This is a genomic window from Bradyrhizobium sp. LeoB3, from assembly GCF_055456055.1.
The window spans coordinates 1-21,467 of the sequence record NZ_JBVBEF010000098.1 but is presented as its reverse complement, the minus strand read 5'-3'; the positions used below and the strand labels follow the sequence as shown (position 1 = coordinate 21,467).

24 protein-coding genes are annotated in these 21,467 nt (G+C 59.9%); 14 read left to right on the top strand and 10 right to left on the bottom strand.

Going from position 1 to position 21,467, the window contains the following annotated elements:
- Positions 1-206: 206 nt before the first annotated feature.
- From ACZXDY_RS37070 to ACZXDY_RS37025, 10 genes are all read left to right on the top strand, one after another.
- On the top strand, positions 207-797 hold the full coding sequence (locus ACZXDY_RS37070; RefSeq protein ID WP_464348967.1) for a superoxide dismutase: 591 nt from the start codon (positions 207-209) through the stop codon (positions 795-797).
- A 65-nt stretch (positions 798-862) separates the two neighbouring features.
- Positions 863-1,804, top strand: a complete 942-nt coding sequence (locus ACZXDY_RS37065) for a DUF1259 domain-containing protein (RefSeq protein WP_464348966.1) — start codon at positions 863-865, stop codon at positions 1,802-1,804.
- A 45-nt stretch (positions 1,805-1,849) separates the two neighbouring features.
- On the top strand, positions 1,850-2,035 hold the full coding sequence (locus ACZXDY_RS37060; protein WP_464348965.1) for a hypothetical protein: 186 nt from the start codon (positions 1,850-1,852) through the stop codon (positions 2,033-2,035).
- On the top strand, positions 2,005-2,427 hold the full coding sequence (locus tag ACZXDY_RS37055) for a hypothetical protein (RefSeq protein ID WP_464348964.1): 423 nt from the start codon (positions 2,005-2,007) through the stop codon (positions 2,425-2,427). The genes ACZXDY_RS37060 and ACZXDY_RS37055 overlap by 31 nt, the downstream gene beginning before the upstream one ends.
- 51 nt (positions 2,428-2,478) lie before the next feature.
- Positions 2,479-2,712, top strand: a complete 234-nt coding sequence (locus ACZXDY_RS37050) for a hypothetical protein (protein WP_464348963.1) — start codon at positions 2,479-2,481, stop codon at positions 2,710-2,712.
- On the top strand, positions 2,693-3,859 hold the full coding sequence (gene chrA, locus ACZXDY_RS37045) for a chromate efflux transporter (RefSeq protein ID WP_464348962.1): 1,167 nt from the start codon (positions 2,693-2,695) through the stop codon (positions 3,857-3,859). The genes ACZXDY_RS37050 and chrA overlap by 20 nt, the downstream gene beginning before the upstream one ends.
- A gap of 51 nt (positions 3,860-3,910) precedes the next feature.
- A complete protein-coding gene (locus ACZXDY_RS37040) occupies positions 3,911-4,441 on the top strand; it encodes a PepSY domain-containing protein (protein WP_464348961.1) in 531 nt (176 codons plus the stop codon).
- A gap of 245 nt (positions 4,442-4,686) precedes the next feature.
- Positions 4,687-4,980, top strand: coding sequence for a hypothetical protein (locus tag ACZXDY_RS37035; protein ID WP_464348960.1), 294 nt, complete (start codon positions 4,687-4,689; stop codon positions 4,978-4,980).
- A gap of 347 nt (positions 4,981-5,327) precedes the next feature.
- On the top strand, positions 5,328-6,059 hold the full coding sequence (locus ACZXDY_RS37030) for a hypothetical protein (RefSeq protein WP_464348959.1): 732 nt from the start codon (positions 5,328-5,330) through the stop codon (positions 6,057-6,059).
- Positions 6,060-6,076: 17 nt separating this feature from the next.
- Entirely contained in the window at positions 6,077-6,310 is a 234-nt protein-coding gene (locus tag ACZXDY_RS37025) for a hypothetical protein (protein WP_464348958.1), read from the top strand.
- Between the two features lie 54 nt (positions 6,311-6,364).
- Here ACZXDY_RS37025 and ACZXDY_RS37020 read toward each other — a convergent pair whose 3' ends face one another.
- From ACZXDY_RS37020 to ACZXDY_RS37010, 3 genes are all read right to left on the bottom strand, one after another.
- Entirely contained in the window at positions 6,365-6,955 is a 591-nt protein-coding gene (locus ACZXDY_RS37020) for a QcrA and Rieske domain-containing protein (protein WP_464348957.1), read from the bottom strand.
- A gap of 105 nt (positions 6,956-7,060) precedes the next feature.
- The gene (locus ACZXDY_RS37015) at positions 7,061-7,870 is read right to left on the bottom strand and encodes an ABC transporter permease (RefSeq protein WP_464348956.1); all 810 of its coding nucleotides are present in this window, start codon (positions 7,868-7,870) and stop codon (positions 7,061-7,063) included.
- A gap of 34 nt (positions 7,871-7,904) precedes the next feature.
- Complete coding sequence (locus ACZXDY_RS37010) at positions 7,905-8,462, bottom strand: ABC transporter ATP-binding protein (RefSeq protein WP_464348955.1); 558 nt, start codon at positions 8,460-8,462, stop codon at positions 7,905-7,907.
- 148 nt (positions 8,463-8,610) lie between these two features.
- Here ACZXDY_RS37010 and ACZXDY_RS37005 point away from each other — a divergent pair, with 148 nt between their 5' ends.
- Positions 8,611-9,840, top strand: a complete 1,230-nt coding sequence (locus tag ACZXDY_RS37005) for a DUF3182 family protein (RefSeq protein ID WP_464348954.1) — start codon at positions 8,611-8,613, stop codon at positions 9,838-9,840.
- Here ACZXDY_RS37005 and ACZXDY_RS37000 read toward each other — a convergent pair.
- The 7 genes from ACZXDY_RS37000 to ACZXDY_RS36970 all read right to left on the bottom strand — a co-directional run bounded on the left by ACZXDY_RS37000 (position 9,820) and on the right by ACZXDY_RS36970 (position 16,703).
- Positions 9,820-10,494, bottom strand: coding sequence for an ABC transporter ATP-binding protein (locus ACZXDY_RS37000; protein WP_464348953.1), 675 nt, complete (start codon positions 10,492-10,494; stop codon positions 9,820-9,822). The genes ACZXDY_RS37005 and ACZXDY_RS37000 overlap by 21 nt on opposite strands.
- Complete coding sequence (locus ACZXDY_RS36995; RefSeq protein WP_464348952.1) at positions 10,491-11,750, bottom strand: ABC transporter permease; 1,260 nt, start codon at positions 11,748-11,750, stop codon at positions 10,491-10,493. Before ACZXDY_RS36995 ends, ACZXDY_RS37000 begins: the two co-directional genes overlap by 4 nt.
- Entirely contained in the window at positions 11,747-13,144 is a 1,398-nt protein-coding gene (locus ACZXDY_RS36990; RefSeq protein ID WP_464348951.1) for a hypothetical protein, read from the bottom strand. The genes ACZXDY_RS36995 and ACZXDY_RS36990 overlap by 4 nt, the downstream gene beginning before the upstream one ends.
- Positions 13,145-13,152: 8 nt before the next feature.
- Positions 13,153-13,521 carry a hypothetical protein gene (locus ACZXDY_RS36985; RefSeq protein ID WP_464348950.1) on the bottom strand — a complete coding sequence of 123 codons (369 nt, stop codon included), beginning with the start codon at positions 13,519-13,521 and terminating at the stop codon, positions 13,153-13,155.
- A 316-nt stretch (positions 13,522-13,837) separates the two neighbouring features.
- Positions 13,838-14,956, bottom strand: a complete 1,119-nt coding sequence (locus ACZXDY_RS36980; protein WP_464348949.1) for a DUF3182 family protein — start codon at positions 14,954-14,956, stop codon at positions 13,838-13,840.
- A gap of 124 nt (positions 14,957-15,080) precedes the next feature.
- Positions 15,081-16,043, bottom strand: coding sequence for a YncE family protein (locus ACZXDY_RS36975; RefSeq protein WP_464348948.1), 963 nt, complete (start codon positions 16,041-16,043; stop codon positions 15,081-15,083).
- 108 nt (positions 16,044-16,151) lie between these two features.
- A complete protein-coding gene (locus ACZXDY_RS36970; RefSeq protein WP_464348947.1) occupies positions 16,152-16,703 on the bottom strand; it encodes a hypothetical protein in 552 nt (183 codons plus the stop codon).
- Positions 16,704-17,017: 314 nt separating this feature from the next.
- Here ACZXDY_RS36970 and ACZXDY_RS36965 point away from each other — a divergent pair, with 314 nt between their 5' ends.
- The 3 genes from ACZXDY_RS36965 to ACZXDY_RS36955 all read left to right on the top strand — a co-directional run bounded on the left by ACZXDY_RS36965 (position 17,018) and on the right by ACZXDY_RS36955 (position 21,381).
- Positions 17,018-17,701, top strand: a complete 684-nt coding sequence (locus ACZXDY_RS36965) for a response regulator (RefSeq protein ID WP_464348946.1) — start codon at positions 17,018-17,020, stop codon at positions 17,699-17,701.
- A complete protein-coding gene (locus ACZXDY_RS36960; protein ID WP_464348945.1) occupies positions 17,698-19,122 on the top strand; it encodes a sensor histidine kinase in 1,425 nt (474 codons plus the stop codon). The genes ACZXDY_RS36965 and ACZXDY_RS36960 overlap by 4 nt, the downstream gene beginning before the upstream one ends.
- Before the next feature lie 465 nt (positions 19,123-19,587).
- Positions 19,588-21,381, top strand: a complete 1,794-nt coding sequence (locus tag ACZXDY_RS36955; RefSeq protein WP_464348944.1) for an adenylate/guanylate cyclase domain-containing protein — start codon at positions 19,588-19,590, stop codon at positions 21,379-21,381.
- The last annotated feature ends 86 nt before the right edge of the window (positions 21,382-21,467 follow it).

Genomic DNA, 21,467 nt, shown 5'->3' with positions numbered 1-21,467 from the left:
CCTTTGCGGGACTTACATGCGCCATGGGGAAAGCGATCTCCCCACGAGGCGACATGCCCAAGAATCGCGTCCGGTTTTCTCCAAGGACGCATCATGTCTGCCGTTATCCAGGTCCTATCCCGCAAGCTTTCTAATCTGACGGTGCCTTTGGTTGCCGGCGTTTCCGGCGCCCGGCTGATTGCCGGGCCATGTGTCGGGAGGCTGCCATGACCTACACCATGAAACCCCTTTCCTTTGATCCGAGCCGCGTGCGCGGCATGTCGGAGCGGATGATCGTAAGCCATTACGAGAACAACTATGGCGGCGCGGTAAAGCGGCTCAACCTGATCGATGAGAAGCTTGCCGAACTCGACTATGCGGCCGCGCCGGGCTTCCTGCTCAACGGATTGAAGCGCGAGCAACTCATCGCGACCAATTCGATGATTCTGCACGAGGTGTTCTTCGATGGCCTTGGTGATGAAAGCGAGCCTGGAACAAGCTTGAAGGATGCGCTCACGCGCGATTTCGGTACCTATGAACGCTGGCGTGCCGAATTCGTTGCCTTGGGCAAGGCACTCGGTGGCGGCTCCGGCTGGGTACTGCTGACGTGGTCGCCGCGTGATCGGAAGCTCGTCAATCAATGGGCATCCGATCACTGTCATACGCTGGCCGGGAGCACGCCGATCCTGGCGCTCGATATGTACGAGCATTCCTATCACATCGACTATGGCGCCAAGGCTGCCGACTATGTCGGCGCGTTCATGTCGGCCATCAATTGGTCTGCCGTCGAACGGTCTTACGAGGGTCTCTCAAAATGACGCTGTTCGCTCCTTACGGACACGCCGCAGGCCGAGGCCTTTCTCTCCAACCATGGAGGTTCACAATGGGTCTCAGATATTTTCTGGCAGCTTCAATTCTGGCGCTGTCGTCCGCGTCAGTTGCGAATGCGCAAACCACCGACTGGTACATCTTCACCGAGCCGTTCATCTCCAGTGCGCATGCCCAGGCAATCGAGTGGCAAAAGGTCGATGAGCTACTCGGCCGGAAGCCGGCGGTCTCCGGTGACGTCCATCGCTATGGATTCCCGCGCAGCGATCTGACCGTCACGCTGGATGGCGTGACCATCAAGCCGACGCTTGCGCTCGGTGGCTGGGTCGCGTTCATGCCGATGCACGGCGAAGCCATAGTGATGGGCGACCTCGTGCTGCTGGAAACCGAGATCAATCCGGTCATGGCGAAGCTCGTCGCGGGCGGGATCGAGATCACCGCCGTTCACAATCACCTGCTGCGGGCGAGCCCTGCGACTTTCTACATGCATGTCGGCGGTCATGGCGATCCCGTGAAGATGGCTGCTGCCATCCGCGACGCGCTGGCAGTGAGCAAAACGCCGCTGGCGCCCTCGGCAGCGGCCGCACCGCCCGCCATCGACCTCGATACCACCCAGCTCGATCAGATCATCGGCGCCAAGGGACAGAACAATGGCGGTGTCTACGCCTTCGCCGTTCCGCGGCGCGATCCGATCAGCGAAGCTGGGATGCAACTCGCACCGGTCGGCCCGATGGGTGTGGCACAGTCCATCAATTTCCAGCCGACGGGGAGCGGCAAGGCAGCCATCACCGGCGATTTCGTGCTGACAGGTGACGAGGTCAATCCTGTGATCAAGGCGCTGAAAGCGAACGATATCGACGTGACTGCGATCCACAGCCACATGCTCGACGAGCAGCCGCGACTGTTCTTCATGCACTTCTGGGCCAATGACGATGCGATCAAGCTGGCCAAAGGGCTGCGCGCGGCACTCGACAAGACCGCGAGCACCAAGAGTTAGGCGAGGAGCAGGCAACACGGACCAGAGTCAAGAGGGGGGACCGGGATGAAGCGAATTGTCGTTGCGTTGTCCGTGCTGGCGGGCCTTCTGGCCGCCGACTGCGCGGCCGACGCGCAAACGTCCTGCAAGGTATGCGCCGAGCAACACAAGGCATGCATGAAGAACTACGCGGGGCCTGCCTGCAAGACCGAGTACCAGATGTGCCTGAAGTCGTGCAAATCGAAACCGTAAGCATGGGCAATTCTCGTGCGGGTACACGCGTCGGATATGCCGCCGCCGGCTTGCTGGCCATGCTCACGCTCTGGAGCGGCAGGGCATCGGCCGAAGATTTGAAGAAGTTGTCTGGCGCACAGATACGCGCCCGATTTTCTGACAGGCAGCTCACCGATGAGGTGCACTGGCGCGAAGTCTACCAACGTGACGGGACGTTCAGAAGTTACTCGATGGGCAAGGTGCTAACAGGCAAATGGTTCGTTCGTTCAGATGATCTCTGCCTCGACCTTCCGGAGCCGGATGACGGGTGCTTCGAGGTGGCATCGTCGGGTTCATGGATTATCATGACCCCAAGGGGAACGGGCCTCACGACCGTCGGCGTTCTCGAGCCCATTTCGGATCGCGAATAGCCAGTTCTGAGCGCTCGAAGTTGCAAGGCGCGGAGCGATAGGGAGCCAGCGATGACCAAAAGAAAAGGGAACGCGTTCGAGCAGGATCCCGGCGGCGGTGAACCGGAGAGAGCGTCCGGCTCGTCTACCCTCGTGTTCTATGGTGATCCGCAGCTCGTCAGCGACGCCTTCGCCCTGGCGCTCAACGCCATGCAGCGCACGAGTGAGTTTGGAGTTTCCGGCGGGCCACGCCGATCACAAGAGAGGGGCACAGGTGACGACGACAATGCAGACAGAACACAATAGCAAGGGTGAGCTGGCACGGTATTTCCTGCGCCTTGGCTTTCTCGGCTTCGGCGGCCCGGTTGCGCTCGTCGGTCAAATGGAACGGGAGCTGGTCAACGACAAGAAGTGGCTGACCAAGGAGCAGATGCGGGAGTCGATCGCCATCTGCCAGTCGCTTCCCGGCCCGCTCGCGATCCAGGTCGGCATCTATGTCGCTTGGCTTCGCTGTGGCTTCTGGGGCGCCTGGATCGGCGGCTGGTGCTTCATCCTGCCAAACTTCATCATCGTGGCGGCGCTCGGCGCGCTCTATGTGTACCTCGGAGACTTGCAGCCGGTGACAGCCATCTTTTATGGCGTCAGTCCTGCGGTGATCGCGCTCATCCTGCACTCCTGCTATCGCCTCGCGAAGCTTGGCATGGAGGACTGGCTGCAATGGGCCATCGCCGGGGTTTGCCTTGTCGTTACCGTCGTCCTGCAGGCCGAAGTGGCGTTGCTGTTCATCGGCGCCGGCATTGTCGGGATCCTCTACTACGGAAACATCTTCAAGCGTTCCTCGACTGCGATGCAAATCGTCGTCATCCCCGCCGCCGCGCCGGCCGTCGCCCCGGTCGTGACTGGCTCCACGCTTGGCAAGCTCTTGCTGTTCTTCCTCAAGGCCGGGTCACTGACCTTCGGCAGCGGGCTGGTCATCGTGCCGTTCCTCGAGCAGGGGCTCGTTCAGCAATATGGCTGGCTCAACCAGAGGGAGTTCCTGGTAGCCGTGGCGATCGGCATGATCAGCCCGGGGCCGGTCGTTATCACGGCGACCTTCGTCGGTTATCTGGTCGCCGGCTTCTGGGGGTCGCTAGTCTCGACCGTCGGCATTTTCCTGCCGTCATTTTTGTTGGTGCTGATCGCAGCACCGCTGCTGGCGCGGCACCGCGGAAACCCGAACGTTCAGGGGTTCGTCAAGGGTGCCTACGCGGCGGCGATCGGCACGATCTTGGGCGCATGCATTCTGCTTGGCAAGATCGCGATCGGTGATTGGCTGACGATTGCGATCGCGCTCGTCTCGCTCGCGGTTCTGTTCCGCTGGAAGGTCAGCAATCCTATGCTCATTGCGGCGACGGCGATCGTCGGTCTGGTTGCCTATCCCTGGCTGCAGCCGGCGTGGCTGATGATCAAGTGACGGGTTTCGGTGCGGGGCGAAGGGCATTGAGGTCAGTGAACGGAGGGACCCATGACTCGGAGGAAGTTGCTACTTACTTCTGCTGCCGGACTCGTCATCATTGGTCTGACGACATTGTCTGTCGGACTCGGACACGCGGCCGGTGATGATGAAGACGAAGGTGTGCTGGTCAGATTGTTACCTTCTGCCAAGGTTAGCTTGCAACAGGCCTTGGTGACCAGTGAACGGGAAGGCCAACCAATCTCCGGAAAATTCGAGGCTGAAGACGGAAAACTTCAGCTTTCGATCTACACCGCAAAAGACGGAAAGTTCTTCGAAGTCATCGTTGATCACATGACCGGCGAGATAAGCAAGGTCGAGCCCATCACCGAAGGCGAGGACCTTGAGCACGCCGAGGCACAAAAGGCTGCGATTGACAGGGCAAAGGTAACGCTCGCCGCTGCCGTGGCCAAGGCAAAAGGATACGGCGCGCAGAGCATTGTGGTGAGCGCCGTGCCCGAACTGAAAAACGAGCAGCCCATTGCGTCGCTTGGTTTCTTGAACGGGAAGAAACTTTCGAGCATTAGCGAACCGCTCGATTAGCCGACTTGCGGGTCGAGGCATAACTGGGCGCGCATGACCGATCCATCGATCGCCGCAGCTCTCTGACAACAATTTCAGAAATTCTTCAGTGGTGGCGCGCTAGAGGCTGGCAAGATCAACGTGGCCAGCGTCGGTTTGGCGACTACAGCGATCAAGAAGAGGTTCTGGGAAGAGCCCTTCAGCGCCACGACTGATGATCGCCGGCGGCAAGCTCGAGCAATCGAAACCGCGAAGAGGAGAACGCGATGGATCGAAAGTGGATATTGACCGGTGGTGGTCTGTTGCTGTTGGGATTAGCTGGCGTCGCCATGGTGACCGCCGAACCCAGCAAGGGCCCGGTTTTCATCGCCGGCGATCAACCGGTCACCGAGGACCAGGTGCGCCAGAAACTGCAGTCCGATGGTTGGTCGAACGTACAGATCGTTCGTGACGGAAGGTATCTCGAAGCGATCGGCTCAAAGAGTGGCCAAACCACAAAGATTGCAGTCGACGCGCAGACCGGCCGATTGCGCGCTGCCGATGACGACGAGGAGGATTGAGTAGAACCGGCTTGCTCCGGCGTACGGTAGCCGGCTGCCGGAGGGCAGGTTGCGGCAAGAACTCTCTCGCACGCGCGGGGTCCCGTGCCAGCTATCCGAGCCGGCTGCCAACAAGCATTCAGTAGTGTGGTCGAGGTTGTTCTGCTGGCCGGAAAGCGATTCTCGAGGGTGTCGAAGCCGCTCGATTAGCGGATCGAACTCGAGATCGCCAAAGTGCAGGAAGAGAATGAAACTCTCCGCCGCATTGCTGGCGGTACCTGTTTCGCCCATCGCCCCAAGGTGTCGACCGTGGACGAACGAAGATGCTCATTGGTGAGTCGTTTCTAGTCCGATGCGCTGCGGCATCGTTGATCTTTGTCGGTGTCGCGGCATGCTCCGGCCGTGCCTTCGCCTACCGGCCATTCGATGGCACCGATGCCGCCGTGGCCGCCCCTGGAGAACTCGAAGTCGAGTTGCAGCCGGCCGGCGTTCGACGCGACGGGGCCACCCCGACGCTGGTCGCGCCATGGACGGTCCTGAATTTCGGATTGAGCGAAGGATGGGAGGCGGTGTTCGAGGGACAGGGCGAGACGCCGCTGTCGCCCTCAGGGCCGACGAACCTGATCGCAGCGGGTGCTTTCCTCAAGCATGTCGTGGTACCGGGCAGCCTGCAGGACAAGAGCGGACCGAGCATCGCGACCGAATTCGGAGTGTTGCTGCCGGACAGCAGGGGGGACAGCGGCGTCGGCGCAAGCTGGGCAACCATCATTTCGCAGCGCTGGGACTGGGGAACGATCCACCTCAATGCGGAAACGCTGTTGACGCGGGACCATCATGCCGACGTCTTCCTCGGCAGTATCATCGAGGGGCCGTCGAAATGGACGGTGCGGCCGGTCTCGGAATTTTTCTACGAAAAGGAATTCGGCCAGGAGGAAACCTTTTCCGGGCTCGTAGGCTTGATCTGGCAGGTGAGCGACAAGCTCTCTTTCGATCTCGCCTATCGCCACGCGCTGACCAATCACCGTCCGGTCGACGAAGTTCGTGTCGGATTGACGTTCGGCGTTCCACTCCGGTTCTTCGAGAGCGCCCACGTCAGATAACAGGAGAAGTGCAGATGATGTCAGTACGTACAATCTCCCAAGCGATCCTCTGCTGCCTGATGATCAGCCTAGTCGCGCCGGCTCATGCCCTGACCCAGCAGGAACTCTTGGCTAAGCTTCAATCGGACGGCTACACCCAAGTCCGTGACATCAAATCCACCGCTGAAGGCATTTCGGTCAAGGCGGTGAAGGACGGCAAGGACGTATCGCTCGTCGTCGACAGCAGCGGTCAGGTCAAAGAGCGGCGCTAAAGCCGGTCGACTGCTAGAGACTAGGTCAACATCGCATCCTTAACGGTGCGACCGTTACCCTCCGGGCTGGCCACCTAGCTTTCCGATGAACCCTGCGGCCACCGTGATCGAGTCGTCGGCGATGGCCAGTGGAAGTGCCGCCAGGCGGCGGGGTGCCGGTCCGAATACGACCTGCGCACTTTCTCGGGGATTAAATTCGGAGTTGTGACAGGGACATTTTAGAACGTTCTTGTCGCCTTCCGATGCCTTCACCCACTCTGAGACGGGGCATCCGGCATGAGTACAAATCAACGAATAGGCGACGACGCCATCGGCCGATCGCGATCGGGACTCATCGTCGAGTTCGCCCGGATCAAGCCTTAGGAGGACGATCTCATTGAGCCGCGATCCCTTGCGGATCACCGAGGACTTCAGGTCCTTCGGCCAAGCGTGCACGGGCGGCCCACCAAGCTCCAGATCATTCAGCTTGATGAGTTCGCCGGCATGCTCCCCTTCGGAGTGAACGAGAAAATCGCCCTTTTGCGGTCGCTCATCGCTGCCTGGCTGATCCTCCTCCTCCGCCACGGCTGGCTTTGCAGCCAGATAGGCCCCGGCGGCCAGAGCCGTCAGCAGCAGCGAGCGTCGTACCGGATCCTGACACGCCATCGCCGCCTCCGTTCGACTTCTTACAACGTGCGATTTGCACTTGATCTTAGCGCAAATTGAGCGCCGCGACTCAGCCAAAATGAAGGCGGTGGACGATGAGAGTAGTCATTGCCCCGCCGTTTCGGTAGCAATCCGGTCCAGGCGCAATCGATGCCGATGGTCGGTGAGCAGGCGTCCGCCTCCCATGACGGCGGCCAACGTTCCGAGGCCCGTTCCGCCGGCAATTAGGAACATGATCAAGAGCTGATATTTCACGGCGTCTACCGGCTCGACCCCGGCAAGGATCTGGCCGGTCATCATTCCAGGCAGGGAAACAAGACCGATTGCCGCCATGCCGTTAATGGTGGGCATGAAGCCACTTCGCAGCGCATCCCGCATGACCGGCAGCAGCGCCTGATACCGCGTACCCCCGAGCGCAAGGCACGCTTCCACCGCAGCTCGCTCGCGCATCAGACCATTCGTGAGCACGTCCAAGCCCAAGCTTACCCCTGTCATGGTGTTGCCCAGGATCATACCCAACAGCGGCAGCGCATAGCGCGGATGATACCAGGGCTCGGGGTGCAGCTGCGTCAGAAGCGAGAACATCGTGACGGTGCCGGCAGCGAGCAACGTGCATCCTGCGCCCAAGCCGTAGGTCCCAAAGCCTAGCAGCCGCCGCTTCTGCCGCACGACGATTTCGCGCGACGCGAAGAGAACCATGATGGCGGCGGCGAGGGCCGTCCAAACAGGCGAGACGGCAGCAAACAGGAAGGTGAGCACATATCCGACGAGCACCAGCTGAACGACCATCCGCACAGTTGCGACGGCGAGTTGCCGTTCAAGCTTGAGGTGGAGCGCAAGCGAGAGAGCGCCGTCCATGAGAACGAGCAGCGCAGGCAGAATGAGATCACTGTAAGTCAGTTGGATGTAGGTCAAAGCTGATGCTCCTCGATGCGGCCGTCGCCTCCCATCACAAACAACCGCGATCCGACGCGGTGCGCCTGGGCGCTATCGTGAGTACTCCATATACACCTGTCCCGGTCGAGACGCGCTCAGCAATGATCGATTCAACGATCGCGGTCGATGCCGCGTCGAGCGCCGAAGTAGGCTCGTCCAGCAGAAGCACGCGCGATCGCAGCATCAGCGCCCGCGCAAGCCCCAGCCGTTGCTTCTCTCCGGTGGAAAGTCTTTGGATGGGCCAGGTTCCGCAGCTGGCCGGTAACCCCAGTCGCGCGACCAGCGGCATGGCATCATCCCAGGCGGCAAAATGCTCTTGCACCGTGTCCGCCCACCAGCCCGGCTCAGCGGCGAGGTAGGTCACTTGCTTCCGCCAAAGCGGGGCCGGCACGGTTTCCCTGAGCGTTTCGTCCAGCTTGATCGCCCCCTCATTGGGATCGAGATCGGCGATAGCGCGAAGCAGCAGGCTTTTGCCGACCCCGGAAGGTCCCTGCAGGGCGATGCATTCGCCATCCTTCAGCTCGAAAGAAACACAGATGTGCAAGCGCTTCAGCTTGCTGACTGTAAGCATGACCGTCTATGGCCTTTCACAACAAGGCCACGCCTTGCGTTAGAGGAGGTCGCTCACTAATGTATTCGCACGGGGGTTTGCAGTCTCCCCGTCAGACGGGTGTTCCGTCCAAGCACTGGCCAATCCTCGGTTGTCGGGATGGTTGCGCATGGACGACACTAAGTTATCTCCTTTCCCTGATTACATTGGACGACTACGGTCGGCCGCCGCCGGTCAAAGCGAGCCCAGCACGCCGGCGGTCAATGCGGTCGCCGTCTACTTTTCCCGGCTGGGCGCGCCGATGTACGCCCACGAGAAGATCACGCTGTCGGCGGTCGCCGAAAGCATCGCTCGGCTTAACGGTCATAGATACGCCGGCATCTTCGATGCTAAGAAGCATTCGACCGGAGATCTCTTCTTCGTTCCGGACGACGCGCTCATGCTCGAGGAGGCGCGGGCCCTCGGCATTCACTCACCCCGCCAGCTTTATGGCGCGGTCGTGCCTTTTCCTTTCGCCAAAACGAAAGCCATCACGCATCGGCTGATAAATCCGTTCGCAGCGCACCCGTACGGCTGGTCGGCCGCATTCGCAGAAAATGTGAGTAATGCTGTCCTGCCGGGCTATACCGTGTTCAACCCTGACGATGCTGGGACGGCTGTTAAGCACCTACTGTTGCAGGGGCCTGTCCGCGTAAAGGAGCCGCTCAGAGACGGTGGCTACGGACAAACGGTGATTGGCACGATTGCTGAGCTGGGCGCACTTCTCGACAATTTACCAATCGAGAAGATCGCGCGCCATGGACTGGTTCTCGAAACGAACTTGCGCTGCGTTACGACGCGAAGCATTGGTTGCACAATGGTGGGCGATCGGACGATCGCTTATCACGGCGTGCAACGGTCGGCGACGAACAACCACGGAGTTTCAGTCTACGGTGGCTCGCATTTGATTTGCGTACGCGGAGGCTGGGCAGAATTGATCAATCTGCCGATGGATACCAAGACGCGTATCGCCATAACGCAAGCTCGGACCTATGATGGCAATGCCACCCAATATCCCGGATTCTTGGCCTCACGCCGAAACTATGACGTCGGCGAGGGAATAGATGGCTGTGGACAATGGAGGTCCGGGGTGTTCGAGGCGTCGTGGCGTTCAGGTGGTGCAAGCACCGCCGAACTCGCGGCCCTGACCGCGTTCGCGCAAGACTCCGCCTTGCAGGTTGTCGAAGCTGCCTCTGTGAAACATTTCGGAAAGCCGAGCAAAATCCCGCCTGGCGCAATCGTCCACTTTGAGGGCGATGACCCCGAAGAGGGGCCGCTGATCAGATATACCGTCGTCCCACGGGCGCTGCGCCGTGCAACGACAAGGGTATCCGGCGCCTCATTCCGACGCGGACATTAGCACACCGCCTCGCAGTTCGAGAGACCTCTGAGCAGTCTGTAGGTCGCGCTCGTGAGTAACGAGAAGCAGAGTCTTGCCGTGTTCGCGAACCACACGGGTTAGCAACCCCATCACACGTTCTGCACTTTGGTCGTCAAGATTCCCGGTTGGCTCGTCAGCAAGGACGAGCGCAGGATCATTTGCCAACGCTCTGGCAACAGCAACCCGTTGCTGCTCTCCCCCGCTGAGCTGGGACGGATTGTGGTCGCTGCGATCGGCCAGGCCGACTAGATCAAGAAGTTCGCGGGCGCGGCCTTGGTTCGCTCGCCCCAGCGCAATCATTGGGAGCAGGACATTCTCGAGCGCGGTCAGCTGCGGGATCAGATTATAGCTCTGAAACACCATACCGACCTGCTCAGCCCGATACTTTGATGCCCGACTTCCGGACAGCCGACCGACGTCGACACCCGACACGAAGACTTGCCCCTGATCAGGCCGATCAAGTCCGGCGACGAGATTGAGAAGCGTGGTTTTGCCGGAACCGGATGGTCCGCTTAGCCGAACGAACCCGCCCTTCTCGATTTCAATTGAGACTTCGCGCAATGCACCAACTGTGGCGTGGTCGCTACGATATGTCTTCGAGACTGAACGCAGGGAGATAAATGCAGGAGTCACGGGCTTGCCTCCGATAGAGTCGCTGCAACCGGCCCTCGCAGAAGCCGAGCTATGGTTGAAGCCAAGCCGACGCTCACGGCTGCAATCGCAATCGCCACCATCGAGCACACCACCACCCAATCGATTGTGGGCTCCGTCGGGCCAAGATCGGCCATGAGAGAAGGCATCGCAAAAGTTCGCGGCACGAAAGCACTGGCAGCGAGACCGCCAATGGCAACCGCAGCCAGTCCAAGCGCCAGCCCGAAGATGACAGCGGGGGCGATGCCCATCGCCGGCGGAAACCCGAGGGCCAGGAGCGTGGCATACTGCCGCCGACGCTCGACATAAATGTCATGCAGCAGGTTTGCGGCGAAGGATCCAGCCAATAGCAGCGTCGCGATGCTCATGGCGGAAAACAACGTCAGCGTCAGAGCGAAATCGCGCACCTTGCGCTGGTATTGGCTGTATCGTTCCGTTACGAAGATGCCGGGCTGCAGCCGAAAGGCTTCTTGGAGCTTGGCGACGAGAGCTGGCACGTCAGGGGTGCTTCTTGCAACGACGAGGGCATCGGTCAGGCTTTCGCGACCGAAAATGTCTTCGCTCGTCCGGATGTTCACGAACGCACCGCTCGAGACGAAGGTCGAATCGGGCCTCAGCGAGGGCGCTTCAGCCGACCTTGGCGGGGCACCCCTTAACTCTACTCCGTCGAGAATGCCGATGACGGTGAGCTGCAGATCCGTGCCGTCCGCCTTCCGTACCGGGAAGGTCCCGCCGATGTCTATGCCGAGCGCCCGAGCCGATGCTTGATCGATCACCGCCACAGCACGGTCTTCCCTTCGCAGGAATCGACCGCGCGCGAGCGAGAAGCTGCTCAAATCGCGCTCGACGTCGGGATCGATACCGAAAATATAGATATTGAGAAAACTGTCGCCGCTGACGACATTGCGAAACAGCGACTGCCGCTTAACGACCTGGTCGTCGCCCGCAGCCGTTCCCAGCTCGGCGGGATCGATGAGCGGCTCATAGACCGGAATTGTGAGCGGCGGCAAATATCCGCTTCGGGGGGTTTCAAACAGAGCGCGATTGAAACGACCCTTGACCTCAACGACGTCGGGCCGATCCTGACGTACAGCCCTGGTCAATGTGTTTCGAGCCCCCTCGACCACCATCAGCGAAGCAGCTACGGTCGCGCTGGTAGCAGCGAGAACGATGGCGGCCGCAAGCGCTTCGACGAAGCGCCGGCCGTAGCCTCCGAAAGTAAGCTTCACCCATATCATGCCGACACCCGAAGGAGCTGGGCAGGCGCTTGCGCAAGCGGCCAAAGCAGTACCGGAAGAGCTGCGATGCTCGCAGCCACAAGCGCAACGGCGACGGCAAAACCGAACGCTGAAGCGCTGCGAGCGAATGGCAGAATAGTCACCGCCACTGCAGCGATCACTATGCCTGCGGCAAGCACAGCGTACAGTCGGGCCGCGAAATAGAGCAGAACTCTAAACGGCGAAAAACCAACGGCTTGCAAAATTCCGAGTTCGCGCCAACGCGCCAAGACCAACTGGATCTGCTGACCCGCTGCCCCGGCAGCCACGAGCCCAAGCAGGAGAAGGATGAAGAAGGACCCTCCTGTTTCCAGTTTCCTTTGCTCTTGGAGTGCCGCTTCGAAATTGTTTCGCTCCGGCACTCTCAGGCAGAAGGTGGCCGGATTGGCAGCGCCGCAGTCTTGCTTGAGCCCGCGCTGATCGAGCAAGGAAGTCGCTTCGCCTTCGACCGTCGGCACTGCCCGAACTGATTTCGCTTGCACGACAAGTTCCTTGGCTGCCGCCTCTTTCGGGGCATGTATGCCGCGGGCGGCCAATTCCTCGCCGACAGATCCAAGAAATTCCTGCAAGAGCTGTTTGTTCAAAAGAATGGGCAACGTCGTTGCCACGCCCTCTGGCGCATCCGGCCGGCGGACTGTGAGAACTTCGCTGCCGCGCGCAGCAAGGCGCCAAAATGGCTCAAATCGACCCTGATCCGGGCCGACGAGCTCGAATGTCCCGATCAGGCGTAGCTTCTCGTAGCGGCGAACGATTGGTGGATTTGCATTCAGATACGTCAGATCGACGGTTGCTTCGGCACCAGGTCGAATCCCGACATAGTCGGTGACCCCGGAGGGGACGACGACCTCATTGCGATCGGGCGGACGGACCGTTCCAGATGTCGCAAGCAGGGGGGTTCCGAGAACTGCCGTGGGCGCGGTCGGATTCAGATCGTGGAAATTCACATAATAGCTGCGGACTGGATCAAATGACCGATCGACGCCCAGCACAGTTGTCCGGGCACCGAGAGATTCCTGCTGCTTCTCGTTTTCGAAGACCACAAAGGAGGTGTCGGCCACCAAGCCGAGCTGGGTCCCATTGTAGGGAGCATCGACTGACTGCACGCCGTCAATCGAACGTAGCGCCTCAACCAGATTTGTGACTTCGCCCGCTGGCACGCTCCCGAGCTCAATAACAAATGTCGCTGCTCCGGACGCTTCATAGCCGGTCAGCAGCTCCGCCTGTCGAAGACCTATTTGCCCCACAAAGAACGTGACTGCGATCAGTGCGAGCGCGATCGCCAGTGCGGTCACCAGAGACCGCAGCCACGCCCTCTTGAGATCGACGAAGGCGAGCCAAATCAGCCCGCGATACACGATCGTTCCTATCTCAGTTCGCGCTCGATATCCTCGTGGAGCTCGCCGATCATGCCGGAAATGGTCGATTTCACCTTGGTGGCGGGCGCGCCGCTCGTGATCTGCTTGTCCAGCGAATCGAACAACAATTGTTGCTCGCGAGCCTCACGCGCAGAAACTCTCGGAGCCAAGTTGTTCCACGCTGCACGCGCTTCGCCAAACCGGGTTTGGGCTTCGGCGGCATTGCCTGACGCGTAGGCTGTATCTACCGCGCGCAACGAACTCACGATCCGGTCCACCGATTCCCGACCCTGAGACCTCTTCTGGGCGACCGCGGCGCCACTCCAGCCTGCACCATCAATTCCGAGGCCGGTCGTCACCACGCCGGCCGCCAGCACTAGGCCAATCCACATTGGGGCAGTTCTCATCGCATCCTCCTGTAAGACGCCAGCTCGACCACGTTGATCTTGCCCGTCTCTCAGCGTGCCACCACTGAAGAATTTCTGAAATTACTGTCAGGAAGCTGCGGCCAAGGGGAACCGCGTCTATAACACCGGAGGAGCTCACGAAGCGGAGCACACCATGTACGCATTTTGGCCGTCGAGAAGAACAGACGCACGCGACTTCGCCGATCTACCAGTCACGTACTCGCCATCCTATTGAGCGCCACCCGCAAACAATTCGTAGGCTTCATTGGATGGTCTTCCCGAAGTCTCAAGCCCAACGCTTGGCTCGTTCAATACGTCGAACGACCGTATACCGGATCATAGGCCCGTCTTGGGGATCATCGAGCCGAATGGAGGTGAGAGCTTCTGGTGGCGGTTCAAGATCCCTGCCGAATTCTTCGACGTGAGATGCTTCGACGATCTCTACTGAGGAATCCAGCATGAATTCGGCCAATGCCGCCACTTCCGCGCCCGTGGCCCCTCCGGCCCGCCACGAGGACTCGAAAACCCCCGATCCATAATTACCGTTCACGTCAAGGCCCAAACCGACATCATAGTTTCGGCGGGAGGCCATAAAACCGGCATACGCGTTCGTCGCCTCGTCATAAACTCTTGCCTTCTCGACTCCGACGCGAACTGCATAGCCCATCGGCAGCTGATAGAGGGCGTCCCATCCTCCCCGCACACAGATGAGATCCGAGCCACCATAAGCCGGCCGATTCTCGTTATTCGTCGTCACCCTTTGCCTTCCACAATACGTGAAACTCAAGTTGCTAACCGCAATGTGACCAACGCTCAACGTTGCAACTTGATGCAGATTTTCTTCAAGCACCAAGCCAGAGTAGGCCAGATTGTCCATCGAGAAGCGATCGAGGAGTTCGTCCAGCTCGTTGGGCGCGGTGATAACCGTCTGGCCTCGACCTCCAGCCTCTCGCGGGTCTTTCACGCGGATTGGTCCGCGAAGGAGCATTCGGCCTGCCGCAATCCTCGCGTCCCGACGACCGAAGACGGTATAGCCGGGCAACACCGCATTGCGTATTCGCTCTCCGAATTTGAATAGCCATCCATCTGGCCGATCTGCGTCCTTGTCGACGAGGGGATGTGTTATAGCCTTTGTCTTGACAAATGGATGCGGAACAACGCCACCATAGAGATCGGTCGCGCCTCGAATGCCAAGAGATTCTGCTTCATCCAACAACAGGGTGTCGTCTGGAACGAAGTAGATATGACCACTGCGGTTACTGGCGGCGGTGCCGTAATCGCCGCCCCATTCATATTGCGTTAGCTTGGCGATTGCCTTGGCGTCGGCAGCCAACATGATTCTCTGATGGACGCGTAGCGGCTTTCCGAGTCGGGATGCATAAGTGACCACGGTACCTATTGGCATTCTCAGGACTGAACTCCAACGTTTGCTGATCCGCTCGGCTATTGGCGCCCCCGTGCGGCGCCTTGCGAGCGCCCCGAAGAAAGCCCGGCGGCGGCTCGCCAGCTCCCCACGTACTGGCCCTAGTTCACGGCGTCGGACGGAACACCCAGATTGCGGCTGGTTCGCCGGGATTGGCGCGTGCGGCGACGAAAAGCCGATCGAGATCGGGGACAAACAGCGCGGTTCGCGCGCCCGATATTGTCGGGATGTGAGCTGAGCGACGGTATGCGTCTTCCTTTGCCTCGAACACATCCAGGTATCCATCGCCGCAGATGAGGTACACGCGATGCCGCTTCGCATCGAAGAAGAGGTCGTCTGAATCTCCGCAGGCATCGGCGGTCGCAATGACACTGCCGTCCTGCATTGAAAAGACGCCAAGCTGAGCGGGATTCCGGGACGCCACGAGAATGCGTCCGGACTCTTCGTCCAGGGTCATCGGAAAATTGCTGCCGGTGTCGACCGGCCAGTTCGCCACCTGCTTGCTGGCAAAGCGATCTATCACCGCTATCTCACGCGATTTCGGGACGTTTACGAAGATGCGACGGGACGAGCGGGCGAGTTGAAAACTCTCGGGGTGAGCCCGCAGCGGAATGTCTGCGATCTTGCCATTCGTCGCCGGGTCGATCTCTGCCAGTGAGCCATTGCCGTAGCCGACGAATATCCGGTTGGATGCAGGATCAATGCGAATGTTATCGGCATCATCTCCCAGATCGATCTGTCCTGCTGTCTCGTAATTCGGACCGCGGAACAACTGCACCGAACCATCACCGGCATTCGCAACAAGGAGCGTGTCACTCGACGGCACGTAGCCGATGCCTTGCGGTCGTTTCAGCCCGGTAATGACATGCCGCGCCCTGCTTTCCTTTAGATCGACGATCTGGACCCTATCGTCACCAAGCTCGGCGACGAAGAGGCGCTGCCGGGGCAGATCGATGGCTAAGTGATCAATCCGGCCGCTCACCTCGCCCAAAGTTATCTTGCTCTCGAGCTGGAGCGGTGACGCCTCCGACGCCTGGCCAAGCGATCGATCTACTGCGACCGTCGCCACCACAACCACGGCAAAGCATACCCCGCAACATCGACGCACTGTCTTCATTCCATCAGGCCCAAACTGCTTGAGATTGATATCGCCGGCGACGATCCCGGTTAGCTTTGCTCAGCTCGCCGTTTGCTCGCCGCTGACGAGATCGTAGAAAGTTGGTTTGATCGCATCGCCCTGGACGACCATGACTTCGAAGACGGGCTTGCCGCTGCGGATCTTCTCTCTAACGGCCAGGACCGTACCCTGCGACGACGCCTTCTGAATGATCGCCGGTATGGTTACCTTGGTCATTGACAGGAGCGAGTGATACTGCGCCGAGCGAGCGATGTGCTTTAAGTCAGCGAACACTTCCTTCTTAGGGGCCCAGGTCGCCGTCGTCACGTCGCCGATGTACTCGTTGAAGGAGTTGTCCTCCGCAGCGGTGTCAAAGCCCTTTGCCGAGGTGTAGATCGACAGCATGAGCTTGTCTTTGACCGTTTCGTATTTCGCCTCGATGGGCACTTCAGTTCCCTTAGCCACCTGGTCGATGCCTTGCTGCAGCGTCAGCTTGGCGTCTGGCAGCGCCTTGATCAGGGTTGCCTGATCAGCATCTTCGGCCCAGGCGAGACTTTCCCCCAACGTCGCGAATACGACCGCGATAATGAACATCAGGCCTTTTCTCATCATGTTGAGCTCCACCTTGTACGCGCGAGATTTCGCTTGTGTGGACTGCCTCTCAAATCTGACGGAAGCATCCAAAGTCGCCCGGGGCGGACTTCGATCGAGTCTTTCTGGTCGCGCAACATTGTTGCCGTTTCAGGTCCCTGATTAGTTCCACCGCTCGAACCCTCGGTCGCCTTCGCGGCGCGGCGCGACCACGTTAATCTTGCCCGTCTCTCAGCGCGCCACCACTGAAGAATTTCTGAAATTCCTGTCAGGAAGCCGCCGCAGCGACGAACCGTGGCTATAATGCCGGAGGAACTCTCGACGCGGAGTACACCGTGCGCATTTTGATCATCGAGGACGAAAAGAAGCTCGCGAATGCGCTGCGCGAGGGCCTTAAGGCGGAGCACTATGAAGTCACGATTGCTGCGACGGGAGAGGACGGCTTCTTCCTCGCGAGCCAGCGCTCCTTCGACCTTCTGTTGCTCGATCTCATGCTGCCACGCCGCGACGGCATCGATGTCCTCGCCACGTTGCGCAAATGTGGCAATCAGACGCCGGTATTGGTCCTGACGGCGAAGGACGCCGTCGAGGACAGGGTAATGGGCCTCGATCAAGGCGCCGACGATTACCTTACCAAGCCGTTTGCATTCTCCGAGCTGCTCGCGCGCATTCGCGCGCTGGTCCGCCGGGGGCGCATGGATCAGATTCTCAAGCTACAGCACGAGGATCTCGAGATGGATCTCGTCACACACAAAGTCTCCAGGGGAGCGCATTCTCCCGACCTGACCGCGAAGGAATTTGACTTGCTCGAATACCTCCTGCGCCACAGCGGCAGTGTGGTGTCGCGGGAGATGCTGGCGCGCGACGTGTGGCACGCGACGGCCCGAGCTACACCGCTCGACAACGTGATTGATGTCACCGTCGCACGGCTGCGTCGCAAAATCGACGAACCATCCGAGAAAAAGCTGTTGCACACGGTCCGCGGCGTTGGGTACATGCTGAGCGGGAGGCAAGAATGAGATTCCGCCTGCCAAGCGTGCGTGCGCGGCTTACCCTCTGGCACGCTGGTGTGTTGACGCTCATCGTATGCATTTTTTCCGCTGGCATTCTGCTTTTCGTCGCGACTCGCCTCTATGCCGAACTGGACGCGCAGCTCGACCGAGAGATCGCAACCATTGGTAATATCTATCGCGAGGAACCGGACGAGCTGAAGGATCTCCCTTCCCACTGGGGCATCACACTGTTCCAGGTGGACGAGGCCGGCGACATCCGTCAGCAAACCGAAGCATGGGAGCGAGAAGAACTATCACGCGCGCTGCAGCCAGCTGACTCGGCATCGCCGCAGTCTTGGACGGCTCCGACCGGCCGGCACTATCGCGTCCATAGCGTTTCTGAATCCTCCTATCGCGTAGCCGCCGGGGTTGAGGAAACCTCCTTGCGGGACACGCTCTGGACGCTCGCAGTGATCCTCGCGATGGGTATTCCCTTCGCTGCAGGCCTGGCGATCGCGGGCGGTTACTTCCTTGCCGGCCACGTACTCTCTCCGGTCGGCGCTATGGCGCAGAAAGCCCGGGAAATCACTGCGGAATCGCTCGCCAAACGGCTCCCGGTCGATAACGTCCGGGACGAGTTCGGGCAGCTCGCGACAGTATTCAATGACACGCTATCCCGCCTGCAAGATGCGTTCGAACGGCTGCGCCGGTTCACGGCCGACGCCTCGCACGAGCTACGCACCCCACTCACAGCAATGCGCAGCGTGGGGGAAGTGGCGCTGCAGAATACGCTTGACGCCGTCACGTATCGCGACGTCATCGGCAGCATGCTGGAGGAGGTCGACAGGCTCACGCGGCTAGTCGAGAGCCTTCTGATTCTCACGCGCGCCGACTCGGGAAAGGTCCAACTGGCTCCAGAGGACCTGGACGTTGGAGGGTTGGCAGGACATGTCGTCGATCAGCTCCGCGTGCTCGCTGACGAAAAGCAACAAGAACTCGTGCTTCGAGCCCCGATCCCAGTCCATGCGACGGGAGACGCCGCGCTCATCCGTCATGCCCTCATGAATTTGATACACAATGCGATAAAATACACTCCAAATGGTGGCACGATCACCGTCGGAGTGAATGCAACGGATGGGCGGGCCATAATCGAGGTGCGAGACACCGGACCGGGGATTCCTGCCGCGCATCGGGATCATATTTTCGATCGCTTCTATCGCATCGACCCAAGCCGCTCTCGGGATGAGGGCGGGGTCGGTCTGGGGCTCGCAATCGCTCGCTGGGCGATTGAGGCGAACGGCGGGCATATTGAACTCGTAAGCGAAGGGACGGATGGGAGCTCGTTCCGGGTCATTTTACCGGTTCCGGATGATTCATCCGCAGCCGGCGGGGATCCACAGTTGCCGTATGAACCGCGAAGGGAGAGACAAGAATTCGCATCATCGTGAAATGCGCTGTGATGGTCTGCACCTGCATTCAGGCAAATAGTCGAACCGTAGCCCCTAATTGGAATGGTTGGGCGGTTCTCGCCTTTCAAATCGACTGGATTGTACTCTAAAGCGAGCTGCGAGTCTGGCGGGACAAGATCGTCAATATTTTTCAGGTTGGTCTATCAAGCGGATTTCGAGTCAGATCCTGATCGATTCCGAGTCCCGGGTTGCGCGACATGGCCCAATTCGGAGTCCCGTCGAAGCGGCCGGTTTTGGGGTAGACCGGACATCCGACCGGACCGGCACGTCGCAGAAGGGTCATTCGCGTCATTTTTGGCCAGTGCCCCAGATGTCTGCTTTTCCCTTAACAGCGGCGGAATAGCAGCGTCCGCCGACCGCCGCTTGGGGCCAAAAGCCGACATCAGCCGAGTGGGCATCTTGGCGGGTCCGTCGTATAAGTCAGGCCGAGAGGGCCCCAATACCATGGAGCAAGACAGACCAGTCCGGGTCGAGCGCAGGTTGTCGGCGATATTGGCCGCCGATGTGGCCGATTATTCGCGGCTGATGCATGATGACGAAGAGGCTACGCACGCCAAGCTGACCGCGCTGCTAACGGACGCTGTCTTCCCGGCAATCACCCAACACGGCGGCCGCATCGTGAAAAACACCGGGGACGGGTTCTTGGCGGAGTTTCCAAGTGCCGTCGAGGCGGTTCGCACGGCGATGCTATTCCAGACCCGTATTCATGATCTTTCCATCGGAGACGCTGAAGACAGGCGCCTTCGCTTCCGTGTCGGCATCAATATCGGCGACGTGATTGTTGAGCCGCACGACATTTTTGGGGACGGCGTCAATATTGCGGCGCGTCTTCAAAGCATAGCAGAGCCCGGTGGCCTCTGCATCTCTTCTTCTGCCTACGATTACGTCCGAGGAAAGGTCGGGGTCGAGTTCACCGATCTGGGCGAACAGAACCTCAAAAACATCACGCTTCCGGTCCGGGCCTATGCGGTGGTCCGGGACGGGTCTAGCTCGGCGACACGAGCCGCGCGCGTAAGGCAGGGCGCGCTTTCAGCCCCTCGTCTTTCCATCGTTGTTCTGCCTTTCGCCAACCTCAGCGGTAATCCCGAGCAAGACTACTTCGTCGATGGTGTGACCGAAAGCCTGACCACCGACTTGTCGCGAATCAGTGGCTCAGTCGTCATCGGCCGACACACCGCATTTACTTACAAAGGCAAGGCGGTTGATCTCAAACAGCTCGGACGCGAGTTGAATGTCCGCTACGTGCTGGAGGGCTCTGTGCAGCGTAGCCGCGACCGGCTTCGGGTGAACGTGCAGCTTGTCGACGCCGAAACCGCTAATCACCTGTGGGCCGAGCGCTTCGACAAGCCCGTCGCCGATCTGTTCGACATGCAGGACGAAATCGTAGCTCGGTTGGCCAGCGCGCTAAATGCTGAGCTCATTGCAGCCGAAGCGCGGCGAGCCGAACACTCTGCAAATCCCGACGCGATGGATCTGTATTTCCAAGGCATCGCTTTCGCGAACAGGGGGGCTACCCCAGAGTACATGATGCAAGCGCGCGGCTTCTTTGAACGGGCTTTGGCACTCGACCCCGCTTGTATCGAGGCGCTGGTCGGCCGAGCAAATGTCGATGAGACAATTGCCAGTGCCCTTTTGACGAACGACGACCCCTTCCCACGCCTCGTGGCGGCTGAGGCAACATTGAACAAGGCTCTGTCGCTCGCTCCGCAGCATGCGTTGGCGCACCTCATGTTGGGCATCATCCAAATTCTGACTCACCGTGCAACTCAAGGCATAGCTGAATGTGAACAGGCGTTGGCGCTGGATCGCAATTTGGCACATGCTCACGCTTGGATCGGTCTTGCCAAAATGTTTATCGGTCGTGCCACGGAAACCGAAGCGCACGTCAATGAGGCGCTCCGGCTATCTCCTCGCGATACCCGCTCGTATACTTGGCTCCTGATCGCTGGCCTAGCTAAGCTGCACCTTAACTCCGACAGGGAAGCGGTAGCTTGGCTACGCCGTAGCATTGAGGCCAATCGAAATCATCCACTAGGGCAACTCTGGCTCGCCGCCGCACTGGCGCGGCTTGGCTGGCTGGACGAGGCGAAGACCGCTGCGCGGGCGGCCCTTGCCCTAAATCCGAGTTTTACCATTCGCCGCGTGCGCGCCAACGTACCGAGCGACAATCCGACTTACCTCGCCGGACGCGAGCGCATCTGTGAGGGTCTGCGCTTGGCCGGGGTGCCGGAGGAATAGTGTCCGCTTCGGGTGTGCGCCGTGACAAGGCGGCGCTTTCCAGTGGGTGCAAGTCCCACCCGGCAAACGCTCCAGCCGGAAGCAAT

Bases quoted from the DNA above. Each gene is read 5' to 3' on its own strand.
- ACZXDY_RS37025 (WP_464348958.1), top strand. From the start codon at position 6,077: ATGTCAGTACGTACAATCTCCCAAGCGATCCTCTGCTGCCTGATGATC.
- ACZXDY_RS36955 (WP_464348944.1), top strand. From the start codon at position 19,588: ATGGAGCAAGACAGACCAGTCCGGGTCGAGCGCAGGTTGTCGGCGATA.
- ACZXDY_RS37050 (WP_464348963.1), top strand. From the start codon at position 2,479: ATGACCAAAAGAAAAGGGAACGCGTTCGAGCAGGATCCCGGCGGCGGT.
- ACZXDY_RS37005 (WP_464348954.1), top strand. From the start codon at position 8,611: ATGGACGACACTAAGTTATCTCCTTTCCCTGATTACATTGGACGACTA.
- ACZXDY_RS37070 (WP_464348967.1), top strand. From the start codon at position 207: ATGACCTACACCATGAAACCCCTTTCCTTTGATCCGAGCCGCGTGCGC.
- ACZXDY_RS36970 (WP_464348947.1), bottom strand. From the start codon at position 16,703: ATGATGAGAAAAGGCCTGATGTTCATTATCGCGGTCGTATTCGCGACG.
- chrA (WP_464348962.1), top strand. From the start codon at position 2,693: ATGCAGACAGAACACAATAGCAAGGGTGAGCTGGCACGGTATTTCCTG.
- ACZXDY_RS37010 (WP_464348955.1), bottom strand. From the start codon at position 8,462: ATGCTTACAGTCAGCAAGCTGAAGCGCTTGCACATCTGTGTTTCTTTC.
- ACZXDY_RS36980 (WP_464348949.1), bottom strand. From the start codon at position 14,956: ATGCCAATAGGTACCGTGGTCACTTATGCATCCCGACTCGGAAAGCCG.
- ACZXDY_RS37035 (WP_464348960.1), top strand. From the start codon at position 4,687: ATGGATCGAAAGTGGATATTGACCGGTGGTGGTCTGTTGCTGTTGGGA.
- ACZXDY_RS37040 (WP_464348961.1), top strand. From the start codon at position 3,911: ATGACTCGGAGGAAGTTGCTACTTACTTCTGCTGCCGGACTCGTCATC.
- ACZXDY_RS36995 (WP_464348952.1), bottom strand. From the start codon at position 11,750: ATGATATGGGTGAAGCTTACTTTCGGAGGCTACGGCCGGCGCTTCGTC.
- ACZXDY_RS37065 (WP_464348966.1), top strand. From the start codon at position 863: ATGGGTCTCAGATATTTTCTGGCAGCTTCAATTCTGGCGCTGTCGTCC.
- ACZXDY_RS36960 (WP_464348945.1), top strand. From the start codon at position 17,698: ATGAGATTCCGCCTGCCAAGCGTGCGTGCGCGGCTTACCCTCTGGCAC.
- ACZXDY_RS37060 (WP_464348965.1), top strand. From the start codon at position 1,850: ATGAAGCGAATTGTCGTTGCGTTGTCCGTGCTGGCGGGCCTTCTGGCC.
- ACZXDY_RS37020 (WP_464348957.1), bottom strand. From the start codon at position 6,955: ATGGCGTGTCAGGATCCGGTACGACGCTCGCTGCTGCTGACGGCTCTG.